17 protein-coding genes and 1 tRNA gene are annotated in these 17,390 nt (G+C 31.5%); 7 read left to right on the plus strand and 11 right to left on the minus strand.

The window, feature by feature from the left end; all coding sequences use genetic code 11:
- Nucleotides 1-93 precede the first annotated feature (93 nt).
- Both gltX and ASC72_RS23190 read left to right on the plus strand, forming a co-directional pair.
- Nucleotides 94-1,599: a glutamate--tRNA ligase gene (gene gltX / locus ASC72_RS23185; RefSeq protein WP_056196680.1), complete on the plus strand. Its 1,506-nt coding sequence runs from the start codon at nt 94-96 to the stop codon at nt 1,597-1,599.
- Nucleotides 1,600-1,733: 134 nt separating this feature from the next.
- Nucleotides 1,734-2,717 (plus strand): SPFH domain-containing protein, encoded by a 984-nt coding sequence (locus tag ASC72_RS23190; protein ID WP_056196683.1) that lies wholly within the window; start codon nt 1,734-1,736, stop codon nt 2,715-2,717.
- Nucleotides 2,718-2,736: 19 nt separating this feature from the next.
- Here ASC72_RS23190 and ASC72_RS23195 read toward each other — a convergent pair whose 3' ends face one another.
- The 5 genes from ASC72_RS23195 to ASC72_RS23215 form a co-directional block, all read right to left on the minus strand.
- On the minus strand, nt 2,737-2,991 hold the full coding sequence (locus ASC72_RS23195; protein WP_056196684.1) for a DUF6327 family protein: 255 nt from the start codon (nt 2,989-2,991) through the stop codon (nt 2,737-2,739).
- Nucleotides 2,992-2,993: 2 nt separating this feature from the next.
- A complete protein-coding gene (locus tag ASC72_RS23200; RefSeq protein WP_056196687.1) occupies nt 2,994-3,344 on the minus strand; it encodes a hypothetical protein in 351 nt (116 codons plus the stop codon).
- Nucleotides 3,345-3,418: 74 nt separating this feature from the next.
- On the minus strand, nt 3,419-3,745 hold the full coding sequence (locus tag ASC72_RS23205; RefSeq protein WP_056196689.1) for a YtxH domain-containing protein: 327 nt from the start codon (nt 3,743-3,745) through the stop codon (nt 3,419-3,421).
- A gap of 93 nt (nt 3,746-3,838) precedes the next feature.
- Entirely contained in the window at nt 3,839-4,315 is a 477-nt protein-coding gene (locus ASC72_RS23210) for a hypothetical protein (RefSeq protein ID WP_056196694.1), read from the minus strand.
- 880 nt (nt 4,316-5,195) lie between these two features.
- Nucleotides 5,196-7,313 carry a glutamine--tRNA ligase/YqeY domain fusion protein gene (locus ASC72_RS23215; protein WP_056196696.1) on the minus strand — a complete coding sequence of 706 codons (2,118 nt, stop codon included), beginning with the start codon at nt 7,311-7,313 and terminating at the stop codon, nt 5,196-5,198.
- A gap of 118 nt (nt 7,314-7,431) precedes the next feature.
- Between ASC72_RS23215 and folB the strand changes: the two genes are divergently transcribed.
- Nucleotides 7,432-7,791, plus strand: coding sequence for a dihydroneopterin aldolase (gene folB, locus ASC72_RS23220; protein ID WP_056196699.1), 360 nt, complete (start codon nt 7,432-7,434; stop codon nt 7,789-7,791).
- A 95-nt stretch (nt 7,792-7,886) separates the two neighbouring features.
- Nucleotides 7,887-7,957: transfer RNA gene (locus ASC72_RS24185), tRNA-Cys, on the plus strand.
- A gap of 550 nt (nt 7,958-8,507) precedes the next feature.
- Here ASC72_RS24185 and ASC72_RS23225 read toward each other — a convergent pair.
- From ASC72_RS23225 to rnr, 4 genes are read right to left on the minus strand one after another with little or no spacing between them, the layout of a single operon-like run.
- Entirely contained in the window at nt 8,508-9,050 is a 543-nt protein-coding gene (locus tag ASC72_RS23225; protein ID WP_056196702.1) for a hypothetical protein, read from the minus strand.
- Nucleotides 9,051-9,064: 14 nt separating this feature from the next.
- On the minus strand, nt 9,065-9,742 hold the full coding sequence (locus ASC72_RS23230; protein WP_056196704.1) for a LysE family translocator: 678 nt from the start codon (nt 9,740-9,742) through the stop codon (nt 9,065-9,067).
- A gap of 13 nt (nt 9,743-9,755) precedes the next feature.
- The gene (locus ASC72_RS23235; protein WP_056196706.1) at nt 9,756-10,424 is read right to left on the minus strand and encodes a head GIN domain-containing protein; all 669 of its coding nucleotides are present in this window, start codon (nt 10,422-10,424) and stop codon (nt 9,756-9,758) included.
- A gap of 24 nt (nt 10,425-10,448) precedes the next feature.
- Nucleotides 10,449-12,629, minus strand: a complete 2,181-nt coding sequence (gene rnr / locus ASC72_RS23240) for a ribonuclease R (protein ID WP_056196709.1) — start codon at nt 12,627-12,629, stop codon at nt 10,449-10,451.
- Between the two features lie 183 nt (nt 12,630-12,812).
- On the opposite strand from rnr, the gene ASC72_RS23245 reads away from it, so the two are divergent.
- Both ASC72_RS23245 and rpiB read left to right on the plus strand, forming a co-directional pair.
- Nucleotides 12,813-13,046 carry a putative signal transducing protein gene (locus ASC72_RS23245; protein WP_056196712.1) on the plus strand — a complete coding sequence of 78 codons (234 nt, stop codon included), beginning with the start codon at nt 12,813-12,815 and terminating at the stop codon, nt 13,044-13,046.
- 847 nt (nt 13,047-13,893) lie between these two features.
- Nucleotides 13,894-14,325: a ribose 5-phosphate isomerase B gene (gene rpiB / locus ASC72_RS23250; RefSeq protein WP_056196715.1), complete on the plus strand. Its 432-nt coding sequence runs from the start codon at nt 13,894-13,896 to the stop codon at nt 14,323-14,325.
- A gap of 153 nt (nt 14,326-14,478) precedes the next feature.
- Here rpiB and ASC72_RS23255 read toward each other — a convergent pair whose 3' ends face one another.
- Entirely contained in the window at nt 14,479-14,748 is a 270-nt protein-coding gene (locus tag ASC72_RS23255; protein ID WP_056196718.1) for a DUF1294 domain-containing protein, read from the minus strand.
- Between the two features lie 116 nt (nt 14,749-14,864).
- Here ASC72_RS23255 and ASC72_RS23260 point away from each other — a divergent pair, with 116 nt between their 5' ends.
- Nucleotides 14,865-16,988, plus strand: a complete 2,124-nt coding sequence (locus ASC72_RS23260) for a Tex family protein (protein ID WP_056196722.1) — start codon at nt 14,865-14,867, stop codon at nt 16,986-16,988.
- Between the two features lie 101 nt (nt 16,989-17,089).
- Here ASC72_RS23260 and ASC72_RS23265 read toward each other — a convergent pair whose 3' ends face one another.
- Nucleotides 17,090-17,269: a twin-arginine translocase TatA/TatE family subunit gene (locus ASC72_RS23265; protein ID WP_056196724.1), complete on the minus strand. Its 180-nt coding sequence runs from the start codon at nt 17,267-17,269 to the stop codon at nt 17,090-17,092.
- Nucleotides 17,270-17,390 lie beyond the last annotated feature (121 nt).

Here is a 17,390-nt window from a genome sequence, read left to right on the forward strand (position 1 = left end):
AGTCAATTAAGCTACAAGCAAGGCATTATCTAATTAAAACTCATTTTCTAATTCTCTAATTAGAATTGTATCTTTGCATCAAAATTTAAACAAATGTCAAAGCAAGTTCGTGTGCGTTTTGCACCAAGTCCGACTGGACCATTACATATTGGCGGAGTTCGTACTGCCCTATTTAATTATTTATTTGCCAAAAAAAACAATGGTGTTTTTTACTTAAGAATTGAAGATACAGATCAGACTCGTTTTGTTCCCGGTGCTGAAGCCTATATTATGGAAGCATTGGAATGGTTGGGAATTGCTCCTGAAGAAACCGTTGGTAAAAATGAAAAATTTGGCCCGTACAGACAAAGCGATCGTAAAGATTTATATCAATCTTATGCTGATCAATTAATCAATTCAGGATGGGCGTATTATGCTTTTGATACTCCGGAAGCTTTAGATGCACATAGAAAACAACACGAAGCAGAAGGAAAAACATTTATTTACAACCATCATAATCGTGAAAAGTTAGATACATCTTTAGTGATTTCTGCTGACGAAGTTGCGAAAAGAATTGCTAATGGAGAACATTATGTTATCCGTTTTAAAACTCCGGTTGATGAAACTTTACATTTGAAAGATATCATTCGTGGTGATGTAAAATTTGAAACGAATCTTCTTGACGATAAAGTATTGTTTAAAAGTGACGGAATGCCAACTTATCATTTGGCCAATATTGTTGATGATCATTTGATGGAAACTTCACACGTAATTCGTGGTGAAGAATGGTTGCCATCGATGCCATTGCACGTTTTATTATACAGAGCTTTTGGTTGGGATGCTCCGGAATTTGCTCATTTACCGTTGATTTTGAAACCGGTTGGAAACGGAAAATTATCCAAAAGAGATGGAGATAAATTAGGATTTCCTGTGTTTCCATTAGAATGGAAAACCGAAGAAGGTGTTTCATCTGGATACAGAGAGAAAGGATTTTTCCCGGAAGCAGTTATAAACTTCCTTGCTTTATTAGGATGGAATGACGGAACTGATAAGGAGTTATTTTCTTTAGAAGAATTAGTTGAATCTTTTGACCTGAACCGAGTTCATAAATCGGGAGCGAAATTTGATCCGGAGAAAAACAAATGGTTCAATCATCAATATTTAATCAAACAAAATGATGCAGATTTAGCGAAAGACTTCACTCCTATTCTTATTGAAAAAGGTGTTGATCTTTCCAAATATGATGTTACAAGAATCGTTTCTTTGATTAAGGAAAGAGCCCATTTCGTTTCTGAATTTTGGGATTTGACCGATTTCTTTTTTCAGGCTCCAACATCTTATGATGAAAAGGCAAGCAAAAACTGGAACTCAGCAACTCCAGCTTTAATGCAGGAATTGATTTCGACTCTTGAATATATTGATGGTTTTGATTCAACAAATATTGAAGCAATCGTAAAAGACTGGTTAACCAAAAATGAAATCGGAATGGGTAAAGTTATGCAGCCTTTCCGTTTGAGTTTGGTTGGCGCTTTGAAGGGTCCTCACCTATTTGACATTGTTGAAATCATTGGAAAAGAAGAAACTATTTCGAGAATTCAGAAAGCAATAAATACTTTATAAAAATAATTTATTTTAAAATCTCAAACGCTAAGAAACATCCATAAAATGTTCTTAGCGTTTTTTTAATGTTTAAAAAATTGGAATTGGAAGAATATTCGTAATTTACCCAATCATAAAAACTAAACTATATCACCATGAACACAGCTTTAATTATCCTTTTAGTATTTGGATTCTTCATTTTTATGTCTTCCTTTTTTACCGTGAAACAACAATCGTCTGTTGTAATCGAAAGATTCGGTAAATTTTTGAGCGTTAGAAATTCAGGTTTACAACTTAAAATTCCGATTGTCGACAGAATTGCCGGACGAGTAAATCTTAAAATTCAACAGTTAGATGTTATCATTGAGACCAAAACCAAAGACAACGTTTTTATCAAAATGAAAGTTTCCGTTCAGTTTAAAGTAATCCAGGAAAAAGTTTACGATGCTTTTTATAAGCTGGAATATCCACACGATCAGATTACGGCTTATGTATTTGATGTTGTACGTGCCGAGGTTCCTAAATTGAAATTAGATGATGTTTTTGAAAGAAAAGATGATATCGCAATTGCAGTAAAAAGAGAATTAAACGAAGCAATGACTACTTATGGATATGATATTATCAATACTTTGGTAACCGATATTGATCCGGATATCCAGGTAAAAAATGCGATGAACAGAATCAACGCCGCCGATAGAGAAAAAACCGCTGCCGAATTTGAAGCTGAAAGTTCAAGAATCAGAATTGTTGCAAAAGCAAAAGCCGAGGCTGAAAGTAAACGTTTACAAGGACAAGGTATTGCAGATCAGCGTCGTGAAATTGCAAGAGGTTTAGTAGAAAGTGTTGAAGTTTTGAACAATGTTGGAATCAACTCTCAAGAAGCTTCTGCTCTAATCGTAGTTACGCAGCATTATGATACTTTACAAGCAATTGGTGCAGATGCAAATTCGAATTTAATCTTACTTCCTAATTCTCCACAAGCCGGAAGTGATATGCTGAATAATATGGTTGCTTCTTTCACTGCCTCAAACCAGGTTGGTGAAATGATGAAAAAGCACAATAAAAAAGTGGAAAAACCAAAACCAATTCAGCCACAATCTGGTTATGAAGATGACATTCAACCAGAAACAAAACAATAATATAAAATAAAAAAGAGGCTTAATTGCCTCTTTTTTTATTTATAAACCAGCTGATAATATGTGGTAAAATGGATTGTAAAATCTTAGGATAATTATTTGAAAAATAATCTTTATAAGAGGAAAAGAATCCATTAACAATTTTCTGCGGTGTGATTCCTTCTTTTGTTCTTTGAAAACTTAAAACTAATTTTTGATAATTAATCTCTTTTTCTAATTTCAGAATTTCCAAATCTCTTTCGATTTCTGCGTATGACGAGTATTTTTTCGGTTCCATAATTAGTCGTTGAAAAAGATTTCTGAGAATTTTTCTAAAATTGGACCTTCAACAAATTTATCTTTTATAAAGAAAAGCAAGATGGTAAAAACAAGATAAATCCCTCCTACTGCCAAAAATCCAAGTGCTGTGCTTTCAAATAAAGAACCAAATGCATAAGCTGCTGCAAAAGAACCAAAAATCAAAACCATACTAAAACACAATAAGATCAAAGTAAACTTAAAAATTAAAGTGGTTGATTTCATTGCAACCTTGAAACCCCAAAGTTTATAATAAGCCAAATGACTGTCCAGATAAACTTTCGCCTGATCCTGGATATTTTCGGTGTTTTCTTTTAATTCTTCAAAAGCCATAGTGGTAGTTTGGATAAAAAAAGCACAAAACTTACTTAAAAATTAAGCAAGCTTTGCGCTTTTAGGTATTAATATTATTTCTGAAGTTTAGCGTTCTGTGCCTTTAAATCAGCCAATTTAGATTCTAAGAAAGTAATTACTTCTTCTGTTTTATGACTTACATTTGATAACAATTCATCAAAAGTTCCATCAAGACCCTGAGTAGCACTTGTAAACTTCTCACGCAATACTTCAGAACTAGCTGAAATCGAATCCTTTAAATTATTAGATGCATCATCTAAACCTTCTTTAAGTTTAGCACGCGTTTTTGATCCTTTGTCCGGAGCAAATAAAATTCCGATCGCCGCTCCTATTGCAGCACCAGCTATAACAGCCGCAATTGCATTTGATTTATTTGACATGATAGTTTTTATTTTAAATGATGAATAAAGATACTTCTTTTTTAAATTATAAAATATTGGTTAAAAGATATTTACAAATATTTAACAATACAATTAATACACGTAAGCAACTGCTTCATATTTGCCGTCATTTTCAACTATGCTTACAAACGGATAACCCTTTGAAGCTGAATGCATTTTGATTCTCATAGCTGTATGATTTTGGTTTGCCATTGGCGGTTCACCTTTTGTCTTCGTCGATATTCCCGTAAAATTAGCTGCTTGTTTTAAACCTATTGTCTTTTCCTGAGGTAAAACGGTTACCAATTTATAATCCGATTTTGAATCAACTATAACTTTATCAGATACTTTTTGAGTTTGATTCGTTTGCTTATTGGTAATTTTTGAAACAGCGTACTTCGTAATTTTATGTTCTTCGAAACTTCCATTTAGAGAATAATGAATTAAATCATTTTCATGTTTGATAAAATTAACATCCAATTCTTCTCCATTGTGTTTTGAAATTTGATGTGTTTGAGAAATTGCAATGTTTGCAAATAAAATAGCCAGAGTAAAAAATACATTTTTCATGATAATTAAATTTAAGGATTAGAAATTTCTTTGATCAAAAATGAAAATCAAAATTTATAAATCACAAAACCAATTTCATGAAATTTGAAAATTATGAAATACTTTGAAAAACTACTTTTACTGAAGAATTATCAAAACATCAACACAATTAGAATTGACCATAAAACCAATTTTCGGAATTCAGATTTAGAATAAAATATAAAAACAAAAATTAATTTTTGAATTTTAGAAAAACTCAGCTTCGATTCTTCCTAAGTGTCATTTTTAAAATTAAAAAATTTCAGGTTTGACCTTTGGATAAAAATAGCAACTTTATAAACAATTGTATGTTAATAACCCGTTAAACTCACAAAAACGATGTCTAAAACATAAATAAAGCTTAAAAATCAACAATTATTCAAAAGATGAGTTAAGAGATAGAAGAAGTAAAAACACGTCTTAAAATTAAAATATGAAAGTCATTTTTAGTTTATAATATCTATTAAAAATTAAATTATAATAGATTCTATATATAATAATCAAAAACATTTAAATTTTATTACTAATCATTAAAATTGATTTTGTAAATTTTATTCTCTATTTGAAGAAAATCCACTCATTTTTTTTTAAAGTAGATTCCAAACGGCTACTTTATAAACATTCCGTTGTTAATAAGCTCTAAAGACGGCTAAAATAAGACCTAAACCTAAAATAAAGCGTAAATTTTAAGTATTTTCTGAAAGATGAATTCTGTGTAGGAAGAAGTAAAAAAATCGTTTAAAATCAATTTATGAGCGTCACTTTTAATATAAAATATTTATAAAAATAAAATTTTCCATAGAAAATACAAATAATAAAAAAAGCGCTTATAAAAAGCGCTTTTCAATAGGTTATAATGATATTATTTTTTAATCATTTCAGAAAGAATTTCAATTTCTCTTTCTGAAGCATTTTTTGGAAGATTTGAATTTAATTTCAAAATTTCCTCTTCAAACTGATTTTTAAATTCTGAAGTTTCTAAATCTCTTAAATTCAAAAGCGCTTTTGATCTAACATAAGTCGATTCACTTCTAAGAGACATATTATATAATTTTTTGATATCCTCTTCTTCAAAATCTGAAGATTTTAAATGAGAATATTTCAAAATAAATTGAGCAAATAACAACGAAGCTTTATTATTGTTGATGTTTTTCTTTAATGAATTTTGTAACAATGAAAAACTTGAAACATTTTTGATGCTCTCCCCTATTGCACTTTCAATTGCAATGCGTTCTGGTTTTGTTTCAACTTTAAAATATTTGTTAATGTCTTTTAAAGAATTATTGATACTGTTTTCTTCTTTTTTACCTTTTTCTTCCCAGGCATCTTTCAATCCAACAGTTTTGTTAAACACTAATTTTGAAGGGGTTGAGTCTTTATCAACAGTAAAGTAACCCAAACGTTGAAACTGAAATTTATCTTCGTTTTGAGCAGTTGCCAAACTCGGTTCAACATAACCTTTGATGATTTCTAATGAATTTGGATTCACAAAATCCAGGAAGTTTTTATCTTTATAACTATCCGGAGCCTCATCTGTAAACAAACGATCATACATACGAACTTCTGCTTCAACTGCATGTTGAATAGAAACCCAATGTAATGTTCCAGACACTTTTCTTTGACTTGCTTCTGTCCCGCTTCCACTTAAAGAATCGGTGTCATAAGTAACATGAATTTCTGTGATACTGCCGCTAGCATCTTTTACAACACTTTCTCCTTTAATGATATAGGCATTTTTAAGACGCACTTCTTTTCCTAAAGTCAAACGGAAAAACTTCGCAGGGGCTTCTTCTAAAAAGTCTTCTCTTTCGATATATAATTCTCTTGAAAAAGGCACTTTTCTGAAACCTGCATTTTCATCTTCCTGATTATTCTCCGCTTCTAACCACTCCTCTTTTCCTTCAGGATAATTGGTAATTACCAATTTTACAGGATCTAAAACAGCCATTACACGAGGTGCAATTTTATTTAAATCTTCACGAATACAGAATTCTAAAACCGATACATTTATCAAATTATCACGTTTTGCAATACCAATTGTATTCGCAAAATTACGCAATGAAGCAGCGGTATAACCACGTCTTCTTAACCCTGAAATAGTTGACATTCTTGGATCATCCCAACCGTTAACATGCTTTTCTTTAACAAGTTGCTGTAATTTTCTTTTACTAACAACAGTATGTGAAAGATTACGTCTTGCAAATTCTCTTTGCTTAGGACGAATCTGATTTTCATCAATGATTTGGTCTAAAAACCAATCGTATAATTCACGGTGAGGCAAGAATTCAAGTGTACAAAAGGAGTGTGAAATTTCTTCTAAATAATCACTTTGTCCGTGTGCCCAATCGTACATTGGATAAATTTTCCAATCGTCTCCAGTTCTATGATGATGCCTATGTAAAATCCTGTACATGATAGGATCACGCATCAGCATATTGGTAGATTTCATGTCTATTTTGGCACGAAGAATATGAGTTCCAGCCTCAAATTCTCCCTTTTTCATTCTTTCGAATAAATCTAAATTCTCTTCAACAGAACGATTTCTGTACGGACTATCCGTTCCAACAGTAGACGGAGTTCCTTTTTGAATCGCCATATCTTCAGAAGATTGGCTATCAACATACGCTTTATCTTTTTTAATTAATAAAACGGCCCAATCATACAATTGTTGGAAATAATCTGAAGCATAACGTTCTTCTGCCCAGGTATACCCCAGCCATTCCACATCTTTTTTAATAGCGTCAACAAATTCCTGCTCTTCTTTTTCTGGATTTGTATCGTCAAAACGTAAATTTACAGGAGACTGATAATCATTTCCTAAACCAAAATTTAATGCAATAGAACTAGCGTGTCCGATATGCAAATAACCGTTTGGTTCTGGTGGAAAACGAAAATGAAGTTTAGTTTTAGAAAGACCTGATTTTAAATCTTCTTCTATGATTTGTTCAATAAAATTGAGTGATTTCTCTTCTGATGCCATTATTTTATAGTAATTTTAGCAAAGATAAAAAAGTTTACAGTTTATGGTTTACAGTTTATGGTTTTCTTTGGAAACTTCTCAGTAAACCTGAAACTTAGAACTTGAAACTAAATTTGAAATGGGAGTTATAAAACTAAAAAACATCCGAACTTTCTCCTACCACGGATGTTTGATTGAAGAAGGAAAAATTGGATCAGATTACACTGTTGATCTAAAAATTAAAACCAATTTACAAAAATCAGCACAAACAGATCATCTTGCCGACACGGTTGATTATGTACATTTGAACAGAATTGTTACGGAAGAAATGGCAATTCGTTCACATTTATTAGAACATGTGGCCAAAAGAATCAATATTCGTGTACTTGCAGAAATAGAATCTATAAAAAAAACAACGGTTTGGGTTTCTAAAATAAATCCGCCTATTGGTGGTGATGTTGAATCAGTTACTATAAAAATGACAGAAAATAGAAAGTAATTCTTTGAAGCAGAAAAACTAATTTTTTAAAATAGTTACTTTTAAAGTTTTGAATTTTAAAGATTTTAGTTACTTTTGCCATCCGTTCAAGTAATGGCGTCGTGGCCGAGCGGCTAGGCTGGGCTCTGCAAAAGCTCCTACTCCGGTTCGAATCCGGACGATGCCTCAAAACCTTCAAAGCAATTTGAAGGTTTTTTTTATGTTTAATTTTTAGAAAAAATTTGATAAAGGTTACGTTCGAATCCGGATGATGCCTCAAAACCTTCAAAGCAATTTGAAGGTTTTTTTTATGGTCAATTTTTAGAAAAAATTTGATAAAGGTTACGTTCGAATCCGGATGATTCCTTTAAAATCTTCAAGCAATTTGAAGTTTTTTTTATGGTTAATTTTTAGAAAAAATTTGATAAAGATTTACGTTCGAATCCGGGCGATGCTTTTAAAAATCTATAAAAAATATTCCTTTTTTGTGTTTAAAACACACAGTTTGTCATTTCGAACAAGGAAAAGTCCCCGCAAGTAGCTCGACAAAGATTAATGAATTACCATGCGTAGAATAGATTGAAATCCATCCCTACAATATCTTTTGTTCCTCCGAGAACAGCTTTAAAAAAAGGTTATTTATAATTTTTGTCATTTATGATAAGTAAAGGTTAAATGCAACTTAAACATAAAAAAACCTCTAAAAATGAGAGGTTTAAATATAAATTGAAATATTATTATCTTATTATTTTATAAAGCTTTTCAAGCTCTGATGGTAAACCAAAAGTATAAGTATCAACTTTAGTTCCTAAAAATTGGGATTCTCCACAACCATTACAAATCTTAGCAATGCCAATTATAGAATTATTTCTTTTAAAAATAAATATATCGCGATATTTAGGAATACAACTCGCTACATCACTTGGTAAAGAATCATTTTGTGTAAAAATATTCTCTACTTCTTTCTTTTTTTCTTTAGTTAATTCTGTTTTAACAAAATGAAACTTTAATAAATCAGATTCAAAATTTGGTTCTGCAATAGTTTTAGGATAATTTCCTGACAATAAATTACTTAACTTTTGATCCTTTACAATTGTGTCCTTTCTAATAATATCATAAACCGAAAAATCAGAAATATCTAAATAATAGTGATCAATTTTATCTGAGATATAAAAAGGTTTTAGCTCCTTCTTTATGACTTCTTTCTTTTTAATTTCAGTTTTACTAGAATTATTACAACCAAAAAAAATCACAATTAAAATAAGTAAAAGTCTTTTCATATAATTAAATCTGATTACTTATCAATCTTCTCAAAAGCATTTCTAACCATTTCTTTTTCTTTTGGAAACCATCCCTGAGTTATTAACACCACTCCAAAAACCATTAAAACGATACTAATCGCTTTTTTAATTTTTAGAATATTAGTGGGTGTCATTTTAGATTTTAATTGTTTGGCCAATAGTATTTTAATACAATCCACTAACAAATAAGTAATAATAACAGATGTAAAAAAAGTAATCATTCTGGAGTTTTGCATTTCTAGTTTTGGTCCAATAGAAATAATAACAGCTAACCAAAAACCTAATACTCCAATGTTAATAACGTTCAGTAAAAAACCTTTTATAAACAAACTTCCGTAATTTCTTTTAATGATGTCACGATCTATTTCTTCATCATTTATCTTTTCTTCTTTTTTTAATCTTACGAAAGAAATAATACCATAAGCCAACATAATAATTCCGCCAAAAATAAATAGGGCCGGTTTATCTTTTAAACTCTGAATTAATCTGTAACTTCCTAAATAAGCAACGGCTATAAAAAAAATATCACCTAGAACTACACCAAAATCAAAGACAATTGCAGCTCTGAATCCTTTTGTAATACTGGTTTCCAGTAATATAAAAAATACCGGACCTACCATAAAACTTAAAAAAAGTCCCCATGGCAGTCCAGCTAAAATATCATTTATCATTCAAATAGAATTATTATTTCACTTCTTCGATTTTACCTCCAAAAACCGTTTTTTGATTAATTTGTTTTGGTTTTCCATAAATGTAAATAGAGCCTCCTGCGCTAACTTTCGCCTCAACAAGGGTAGATGCATTAACATCTGCTTTTCCTCCTGCAGAAACGCTTACTGTAGTTTGTGAGGTAACTAATTTACTTGCTAGTAAAAAACCACCAGCTCCTAAGCTTGCATCTTGATTGGAAGCTTTTCCTGTCAAAGTAATTTCGCCACCTGAAACGGAACTTACTTTTAGTTTATCAACATCTAAATCGACATTAATTTTACCGCCTTCCTGGGCACTTACTTTAAATGCAGTTGCTTTTATAGCTTCTTTACTGCTAACAATTGCTCCTTCGTTTACATCTATCAACTCAATATTTTTGTAATACAAAGTTATATCTAAATCATCTCCGGATAATAATTTTGGAAAAGGCATTCTTAATTTCAATAAACCTTGTTTGTTAACAACTTCAACTTCTGATTCTCTTGCTCCTTTTATAACAATTTTATTTTCAGAAGACTGAACTAATTTTACACTTAATTTATCAAAAACTTTTACCGAATCAAAATCTCCTAAATTTTTGGTAATCTGACCAAAAGACATCTGTGCAACAAGAATTGCAACTCCTATTAATAACTTTTTCATATCGCTCTATTTTTAATTTAACAACTATTCTGCTCGTCTCAAAAAATGAAAATCCAGCTGTTTTTTAACCAAATCCGCATTTTTTACTTTAACATAAATTTCGTCTCCTAATTGCAATATACTGTTTGAAGTAGCTCCAACCAAAGCATATTGTTTTTCATCGAAAGTATAATAATCATCTTTTATTTCTCTGATTCTCACCATTCCTTCACATTTGTTAGAAACAATTTCAACATAAATTCCCCATTCTGTAACTCCAGAAATAACGCCCAAAAATTCTTCGTCCTGATGATCCTGCATGTATTTAACCTGCATGTATTTGATACTGTCACGTTCAGCATTTGTTGCTAAACTTTCCATATTCGAACAATGCTGGCATTTTGTTTCATAAATTTCTTCATCTACAGATTTACCTCCATCAAGGTAATACTGCAACAATCTATGAACCATAACGTCCGGATAACGACGAATTGGCGAAGTAAAATGGCTGTAATAATCAAAAGCTAAACCATAATGTCCAATATTTTCTGTCGAATATTTAGCCTTGCTCATACTTCTAATCGCAAGAGTATCAATTAAATTTTGCTCTTTTTTACCATTAACTTCTTCCATCAAAGCGTTCAATGATTTTGAAATATCGCCTTTGTTTCTGAAATCTATTTTATATCCAAATTTAGCAATTACTGTTGCCATTGCAATTAATTTGTCTTCGTTTGGTTCGTCGTGAATTCGGTAAACAAATGTTTTCTTTTGTTTTCCAATGTACTCAGCGACTTTTCTATTGGCCAAAAGCATGAATTCCTCGATCAGATGATTGGCATCTTTAGAAACTTTGAAGTATACTCCTTCTGGTTCTCCTTCGGCATCTAAGTTGAATTTTACTTCTACTTTATCAAAAGAAATTGCGCCATTTGCCATTCTTTTCTTTCTCAAAATCTTCGCTAATTCATCTAATTTTAAAGTAGCTTCAACAATCTCATCAGATACTACATAAGATTCTCCTGTAATTGAAATATCAACAGGAATTGTATTGTCTTTTGTTTCAATGATATATTGTGCTTCTTCATAAGCAAATCGCTGATCTGAATAAATTACTGTTCTACCAAACCATTGGTTAATAACCTGCGAAGTTGGAGAAACTTCAAAAACAGCTGAGAACGTATATTTTTCTTCATTTGGACGCAATGAACACGCAAAATTAGATAAAACTTCCGGAAGCATTGGCACTACCCTATCGACCAAATAAACTGAAGTTGCTCTTTGATACGCTTCATCATCTAAAATTGTTCCTTCTTCCAAATAATATGAAACATCGGCAATATGAATTCCAATTTCATAGTTTCCATTTTCTAACTTTTTGAAAGACAACGCATCATCAAAATCTTTTGCATCTTTTGGATCAATCGTAAACGTAAGTGTATCACGCATATCACGACGTTTTGCAATTTCAGCTTCCTGAATTGAAGTATCTATTTTTTGTGCATATACCTCTACTTCTACCGGAAAATCTGCCGGTAAACCATATTCGGCTAAAATGGCATGAATTTCAGTATTGTGTTCTCCAGGTTTTCCTAAAACTCTAATCACAGATCCAAATGGACTATCAGCTCTTTTTGGCCAATCTTCAATGGTAACCAAAACAACATCACCATTTTCTGCTTCTCCAATTTTATCTTTCGGAATAAAAATATCCGTATACATTTTAGGATTTGCCGTCGATACAAAAGCAAAATTTGCCTGAATATCTATTACACCAACAAACTCTGTTTTATTTCTTTCTATAACTTCGATTACTTCACCTTCAGGTCTTTTCCCTTTTCTTCTGTTATAAACGTAAACTTTTACTTTGTCTTTATCCAAAGCACGATTCAAATTATTGGTCGGAATAAAAACATCTTCAGCAAAATCCGGACAAACAAAATAAGCTGTTTTCCTGCTGGTCATATCAATTGTTCCTTCGTAATAATCCTGACTTTCTACTTTTACTAAATATTTTCCTGGTTCTGACTCTATAATTTTCTTTGAAGAAGCCAATATTTTTAAATCTTTTATAATCTGATTCCTGCTTTTTGTATCGTCAAGTTCAAGCTTTGCTCCTATCTGTTTGTAATTAAATGCCTTATTTGGGCTTTGCGATAAAATTTTTAAAATTTTGCTTGAGAAATCACTCTCATTTTTTATCGGCTTTCTAATTTTCTTACTCATATATCTTTTCTTAAAAAGTTAAAATTACAAATAAGATATCAGATTATAGATTTTAACAAATAAATTATTAAAAAAATAACGTTCAAAAGCAGATTCTAAAAGGTCATTTTGTAATTCACGTTTAAAATTAGTTATGCCTACATTTAGTAATGCTCATTTCGTATCTTTACGAAAAGACCTTGTATGGAAAGCTTTAAAACCATCGCCATATTCAATTATCTGCACGAAACTGTTGTTCTGAAACACTTGTTGGAACAAGAAGGGATTCCTTATTTTTTTGAAAACGAAATGACGCTCTCTGTTGTTCCGATGTACACCACGGCGCTCGGTGGAATCAAACTTAAAGTTCATCCGGACGATTTCGAAGAAGTTCAGCAAATTCTGGACAATCTCAATAGTCCACTCAAAATCGTTTAAAAAGTTCTGTTTTTTTTTCAATCTCAAATTTTTTTTCTTTTTAAAATTTCAAAGTTGTCAACATATATTAAATACAACAAAAAGAAAAATTTAATTTAAATTAATTTATGGTTGTTATTATAGCTTGTTAATATGTGCAATAATTTTATTTTTAAATGTATTGAAATGAAGTTTTGCTTACTTATATAGAGTTATCAACATACTTATATTTAGCTAAAAGATTAATTTATAAGACTTTTTGTATTTTAATTAACAACGGTTGACAACCAAAAAAGGATTCATTTTGTAGATAAGTTCATATGTTGATTTTTGTTGAAAATCGCATTTTTGATATTGATAACTTTTCTAAAAATTCATCAAACTTTATTAGGATTTTTGGTTCCGGTTTTGGATTAGGTTTTTTTATGACACGACCAAAAAAAACTTCTAATATTCTATCTGAACTTATTAACAAACAATGTTAATTTAAAGTTAACTGAATATCAACGAATTAGCTTTTAGTATTAACATTCTAAAATTTTAACAAAAATGCTGTTTATTTCTAATTGATTTTCAGCTAATTATAGAGATATTAAAATTGTTAATAACGCTAAGTTTTTGATATAAAGCTATTTGTAAAAACGCTTAGTTTAACCGCAAAGTTCGCAAAGATTTACGCAAAGTTAATAAGAATCATATCTTTTAATCTGTGTTGATCTGTGGTAAAGATCACAAAGTTTTACTTGATGAATTTCACGAATTCTATTTTAAAAATGGAAAAGGAAAAAATTCGTGATAATTAGTGAAATTCGTGGCAAACATTTATTAAATGATTAAATTTGCAATACACAACTAAATAGTATTTACGATGAAAATTTCGATAGGAAACGACCACGCAGGACCAGATTATAAAAAAGCAATTGTTGCAATGCTTAAAGCAAAAGGATATGAAGTAACTAATTACGGAACAGATTCTGAGGATTCTGTTGATTATCCGGATTATGGTCATCCGGTTGCAAATGATGTATCTGAAGGAAAAGCTGATTTTGGAATTGTGATCTGCGGAAGCGGAAATGGAATTGCAATGACAGTAAACAAACACCCAAAAGTGAGAGCTGGTTTATGCTGGACTAAAGAAATTGCGTATTTAACACGTTTACATAATGATGCAAACATTGTAAGTATTCCGGCGCGTTTTACATCGATTCCGCAAGCTGTTGAAATTGTTGAAACGTTTTTAACAACTGCATTTGAAGGTGGAAGACACCAAAACAGAGTGAATAAAATCGCTTGTTCGTAAGAAGTCAAAAAAAATCGGGTGCTTCGCACCAATAAAAATAAACACACCGGGCGGATTTTTTAAATTCATCCGGTTTTTTATTTAATGTTCTTAAATTCAGTTCATTGAGTTCTTCAAAACAAAAGGTTTTGGAGTTATCAACAACAGAATTGTTTAAATCTTATTGGTTAATTTAAGATAAACTAATACAATCTGAATCAAAAAAATCCCGGAAAACTTCACAATAAAAGAGGTTTTACTCGTTTTATGTCTAAAGAGTAACATCGCGAGTAATAAACCAATTGTTCCGCCGACAGCTTCTAAAAAAAACAATATATTTTCAGGAATTCTTCGTTTATTTTTTCGCGCTAAATATTTGTCATAGCCTGCAAGAATAAAAACGATGATGTTTATAAATAAAAAATACAATAATAAAATTTCCATTGGCTTAAAATTAGAAACAAAGATATTATTTTAGCCAAATGATTAATGAATTTGTTTTATTATTTTAACAAGTAATTTAAATCATTTTGTAATCAAGAAATTATTTCATTAAAAGTATGACTAATATTCAATTCATTGCCAAGACTGTTCAAACAGCAGCGATTAATATTCAAAAAACGGTTCAATTACTAGAGGAAGACTGTACAATTCCGTTTATTTCTCGTTACCGAAAAGATACAACCGGAAATCTGGATGAAGTTCAAATTGAACAAATTGCAAAACTTCAAAAGGAATACGAAACGATTGTAAAACGTAAAGAAGCCGTTCTAAAATCAATAGAAGAGCAAAAAGCGCTTACGCCAGACTTAAAACAAAAAATAGAGCAAAGTTTTGATTTGCAAGAAATTGAAGATTTTTATCTTCCATACAAAAAGAAGAAAAAAACAAAGGCAGATGTGGCACGTGAATTTGGTTTAGAACCATTAGCGAAAATAATCATGTCGGAAAATGATGTTGATGTCGATTTTATTTCGACACAATATATCAATGAAAATGTAATTAACGAAGAAGCCGCCATGCAAGGCGCACGCGATATTGTTGCCGAATGGATCAACGAGAATATTTATGTTCGTAAACAATTGCGTAGATTATTTAATAGAAAAGCAACGATTGCAACCAAAGTAGTCAAAAAGAAAGCAGAAGAGGAAGGAGCTCAAAAATTCAGTCAGTATTTTGATTGGGAAGAGCCTTTAACAAAAGCACCTTCACATCGTTTATTAGCTATGCTTCGTGCCGAAAACGAAGGTTTTGTGAAGATGAAAATTGACGTTGATCTTGATGAAGCGTATGATGTTATTGACGAAATCATCATTAAAAAACAAAATAGTACAACGGCACATTTGCAATTAGCGATAGAAGACAGTTACAAAAGATTATTGAATCCGGCGATTGGAAATGAAACTTTGCAGGAAGCAAAAGCCAAAGCCGATGCGAATTCAATTCAGGTTTTTGCCAACAATTTAGGTCAGTTATTATTAGCTCCACCATTGGGAGAGAAGCGAATTTTGGCAATCGATCCAGGATTTAGAAGTGGTTGTAAAGTAGTTTGTCTGGATGAAAAAGGCGATTTATTATACAACGAAACCATTTATCCACACGCACCTCAAAACGAGGAAGCTATGGCGATCAAGAAAATCCGTTCGATGGTGAATGCGTATCAAATTGATGCAATTTCTATCGGAAACGGAACGGCGTCAAGAGAAACGGAGTTTTTCATCAAAAAAATCGCATTCGATAAACCGCTGCAGGTTTTTATTGTTTCTGAGGCTGGAGCTTCGGTTTATTCGGCATCAAAAATTGCGCGCGAAGAATTTCCTAACTATGATGTTACAGTTCGTGGATCGGTTTCTATTGGAAGGCGTCTTTCAGATCCTTTGGCCGAATTGGTAAAAATTGACCCCAAAGCAATTGGCGTAGGCCAATATCAGCACGATGTGGATCAAACGAAATTAAAAGAAGAATTAGATAATACGGTAATTCGCTGCGTAAACTCGGTGGGAATCAATATTAACACGGCAAGTAAACATTTACTAAGTTACGTGAGCGGAATAGGAGAGAAGCTTGCCGAAAACATCGTACAGTATCGTTCAGAAAATGGTCCGTTCGAAGACAGAAAGCAATTGAAAAAAGTGCCTCGTTTAGGGGATAAAGCGTATCAACAAGGAGCGGCTTTTATTAGAATTTCGAATGCTAAAAATCCATTGGATAATTCGGCCGTACATCCGGAAGCATATCCGGTTGTAGAGAAAATGGCAAAGGATTTGAAACTTTCGGTAAACGACTTAATTGCAAACAAAGAGAAAACAGCCTTAATTAAGGCCGAAAACTATATTACACCTGAAATAGGTTTGCTTACGTTAAAAGACATTATAAAAGAGCTTGAAAAGCCTGGATTAGACCCGAGAAAGTCGGCTAAGGTTTTTGAATTTGATGCGAATGTAAAATCGATCAAAGATTTAAGAACCGGAATGATTTTACCTGGAATTGTGAATAACATTACCAACTTTGGCTGTTTTGTTGACATCGGAATTAAGGAAAGTGGATTAGTTCATATTTCGCAGTTAAAAGCTGGATTTGTAAGCGATGTAAATGAAGTAGTGAAATTACATCAGCATGTTGATGTTAAGGTTACGGAGGTTGATGAAGACAGGAAGAGAATTCAGTTAACGATGGTATTATAAAATTCCAAAAAAGAAATTCCAAATAGAAAAAGAGCAATAAAAATAAAATCCCAAACTACAATTGTAATTTGGGATTTTTTAAATTTTAAAAGTTGTAATTATTATTTTACTTCTTCCTCTTCTTTTTTGGCAGCAGTAGTTTGGTCGTCTTTGGCTGCGTTTTTAAATTCCTTAATTCCGCTTCCTAAACCTTTCATTAATTCTGGAATTTTTTTACCTCCAAAAAGTAATAACACAATACCTACTATTACAAGGATTTCTGTAAGACCTAATCTTCCCATGATTGTATATTTTATGCCGAAGCAAATTGTTTTCTAATTGTACTGCAAAGGTATATAGAAATATACGAACAAGAAGTGTTTTTGGATTAAAATATTTAGCCTTAACCACGTTAAATATTTT

Origin of the sequence: Flavobacterium sp. Root420 (assembly GCF_001427905.1) — a bacterium.
GTDB lineage: Bacteria > Bacteroidota > Bacteroidia > Flavobacteriales > Flavobacteriaceae > Flavobacterium.

Coding starts and splice junctions, on each gene's coding strand:
- gltX (WP_056196680.1), top strand. CDS start 94: ATGTCAAAGCAAGTTCGTGTGCGTTTTGCACCAAGTCCGACTGGACCA.
- ASC72_RS23190 (WP_056196683.1), top strand. CDS start 1,734: ATGAACACAGCTTTAATTATCCTTTTAGTATTTGGATTCTTCATTTTT.
- ASC72_RS23195 (WP_056196684.1), bottom strand. CDS start 2,991: ATGGAACCGAAAAAATACTCGTCATACGCAGAAATCGAAAGAGATTTG.
- ASC72_RS23200 (WP_056196687.1), bottom strand. CDS start 3,344: ATGGCTTTTGAAGAATTAAAAGAAAACACCGAAAATATCCAGGATCAG.
- ASC72_RS23205 (WP_056196689.1), bottom strand. CDS start 3,745: ATGTCAAATAAATCAAATGCAATTGCGGCTGTTATAGCTGGTGCTGCA.
- ASC72_RS23210 (WP_056196694.1), bottom strand. CDS start 4,315: ATGAAAAATGTATTTTTTACTCTGGCTATTTTATTTGCAAACATTGCA.
- ASC72_RS23215 (WP_056196696.1), bottom strand. CDS start 7,313: ATGGCATCAGAAGAGAAATCACTCAATTTTATTGAACAAATCATAGAA.
- folB (WP_056196699.1), top strand. CDS start 7,432: ATGGGAGTTATAAAACTAAAAAACATCCGAACTTTCTCCTACCACGGA.
- ASC72_RS23225 (WP_056196702.1), bottom strand. CDS start 9,050: ATGAAAAGACTTTTACTTATTTTAATTGTGATTTTTTTTGGTTGTAAT.
- ASC72_RS23230 (WP_056196704.1), bottom strand. CDS start 9,742: ATGATAAATGATATTTTAGCTGGACTGCCATGGGGACTTTTTTTAAGT.
- ASC72_RS23235 (WP_056196706.1), bottom strand. CDS start 10,424: ATGAAAAAGTTATTAATAGGAGTTGCAATTCTTGTTGCACAGATGTCT.
- rnr (WP_056196709.1), bottom strand. CDS start 12,629: ATGAGTAAGAAAATTAGAAAGCCGATAAAAAATGAGAGTGATTTCTCA.
- ASC72_RS23245 (WP_056196712.1), top strand. CDS start 12,813: ATGGAAAGCTTTAAAACCATCGCCATATTCAATTATCTGCACGAAACT.
- rpiB (WP_056196715.1), top strand. CDS start 13,894: ATGAAAATTTCGATAGGAAACGACCACGCAGGACCAGATTATAAAAAA.
- ASC72_RS23255 (WP_056196718.1), bottom strand. CDS start 14,748: ATGGAAATTTTATTATTGTATTTTTTATTTATAAACATCATCGTTTTT.
- ASC72_RS23260 (WP_056196722.1), top strand. CDS start 14,865: ATGACTAATATTCAATTCATTGCCAAGACTGTTCAAACAGCAGCGATT.
- ASC72_RS23265 (WP_056196724.1), bottom strand. CDS start 17,269: ATGGGAAGATTAGGTCTTACAGAAATCCTTGTAATAGTAGGTATTGTG.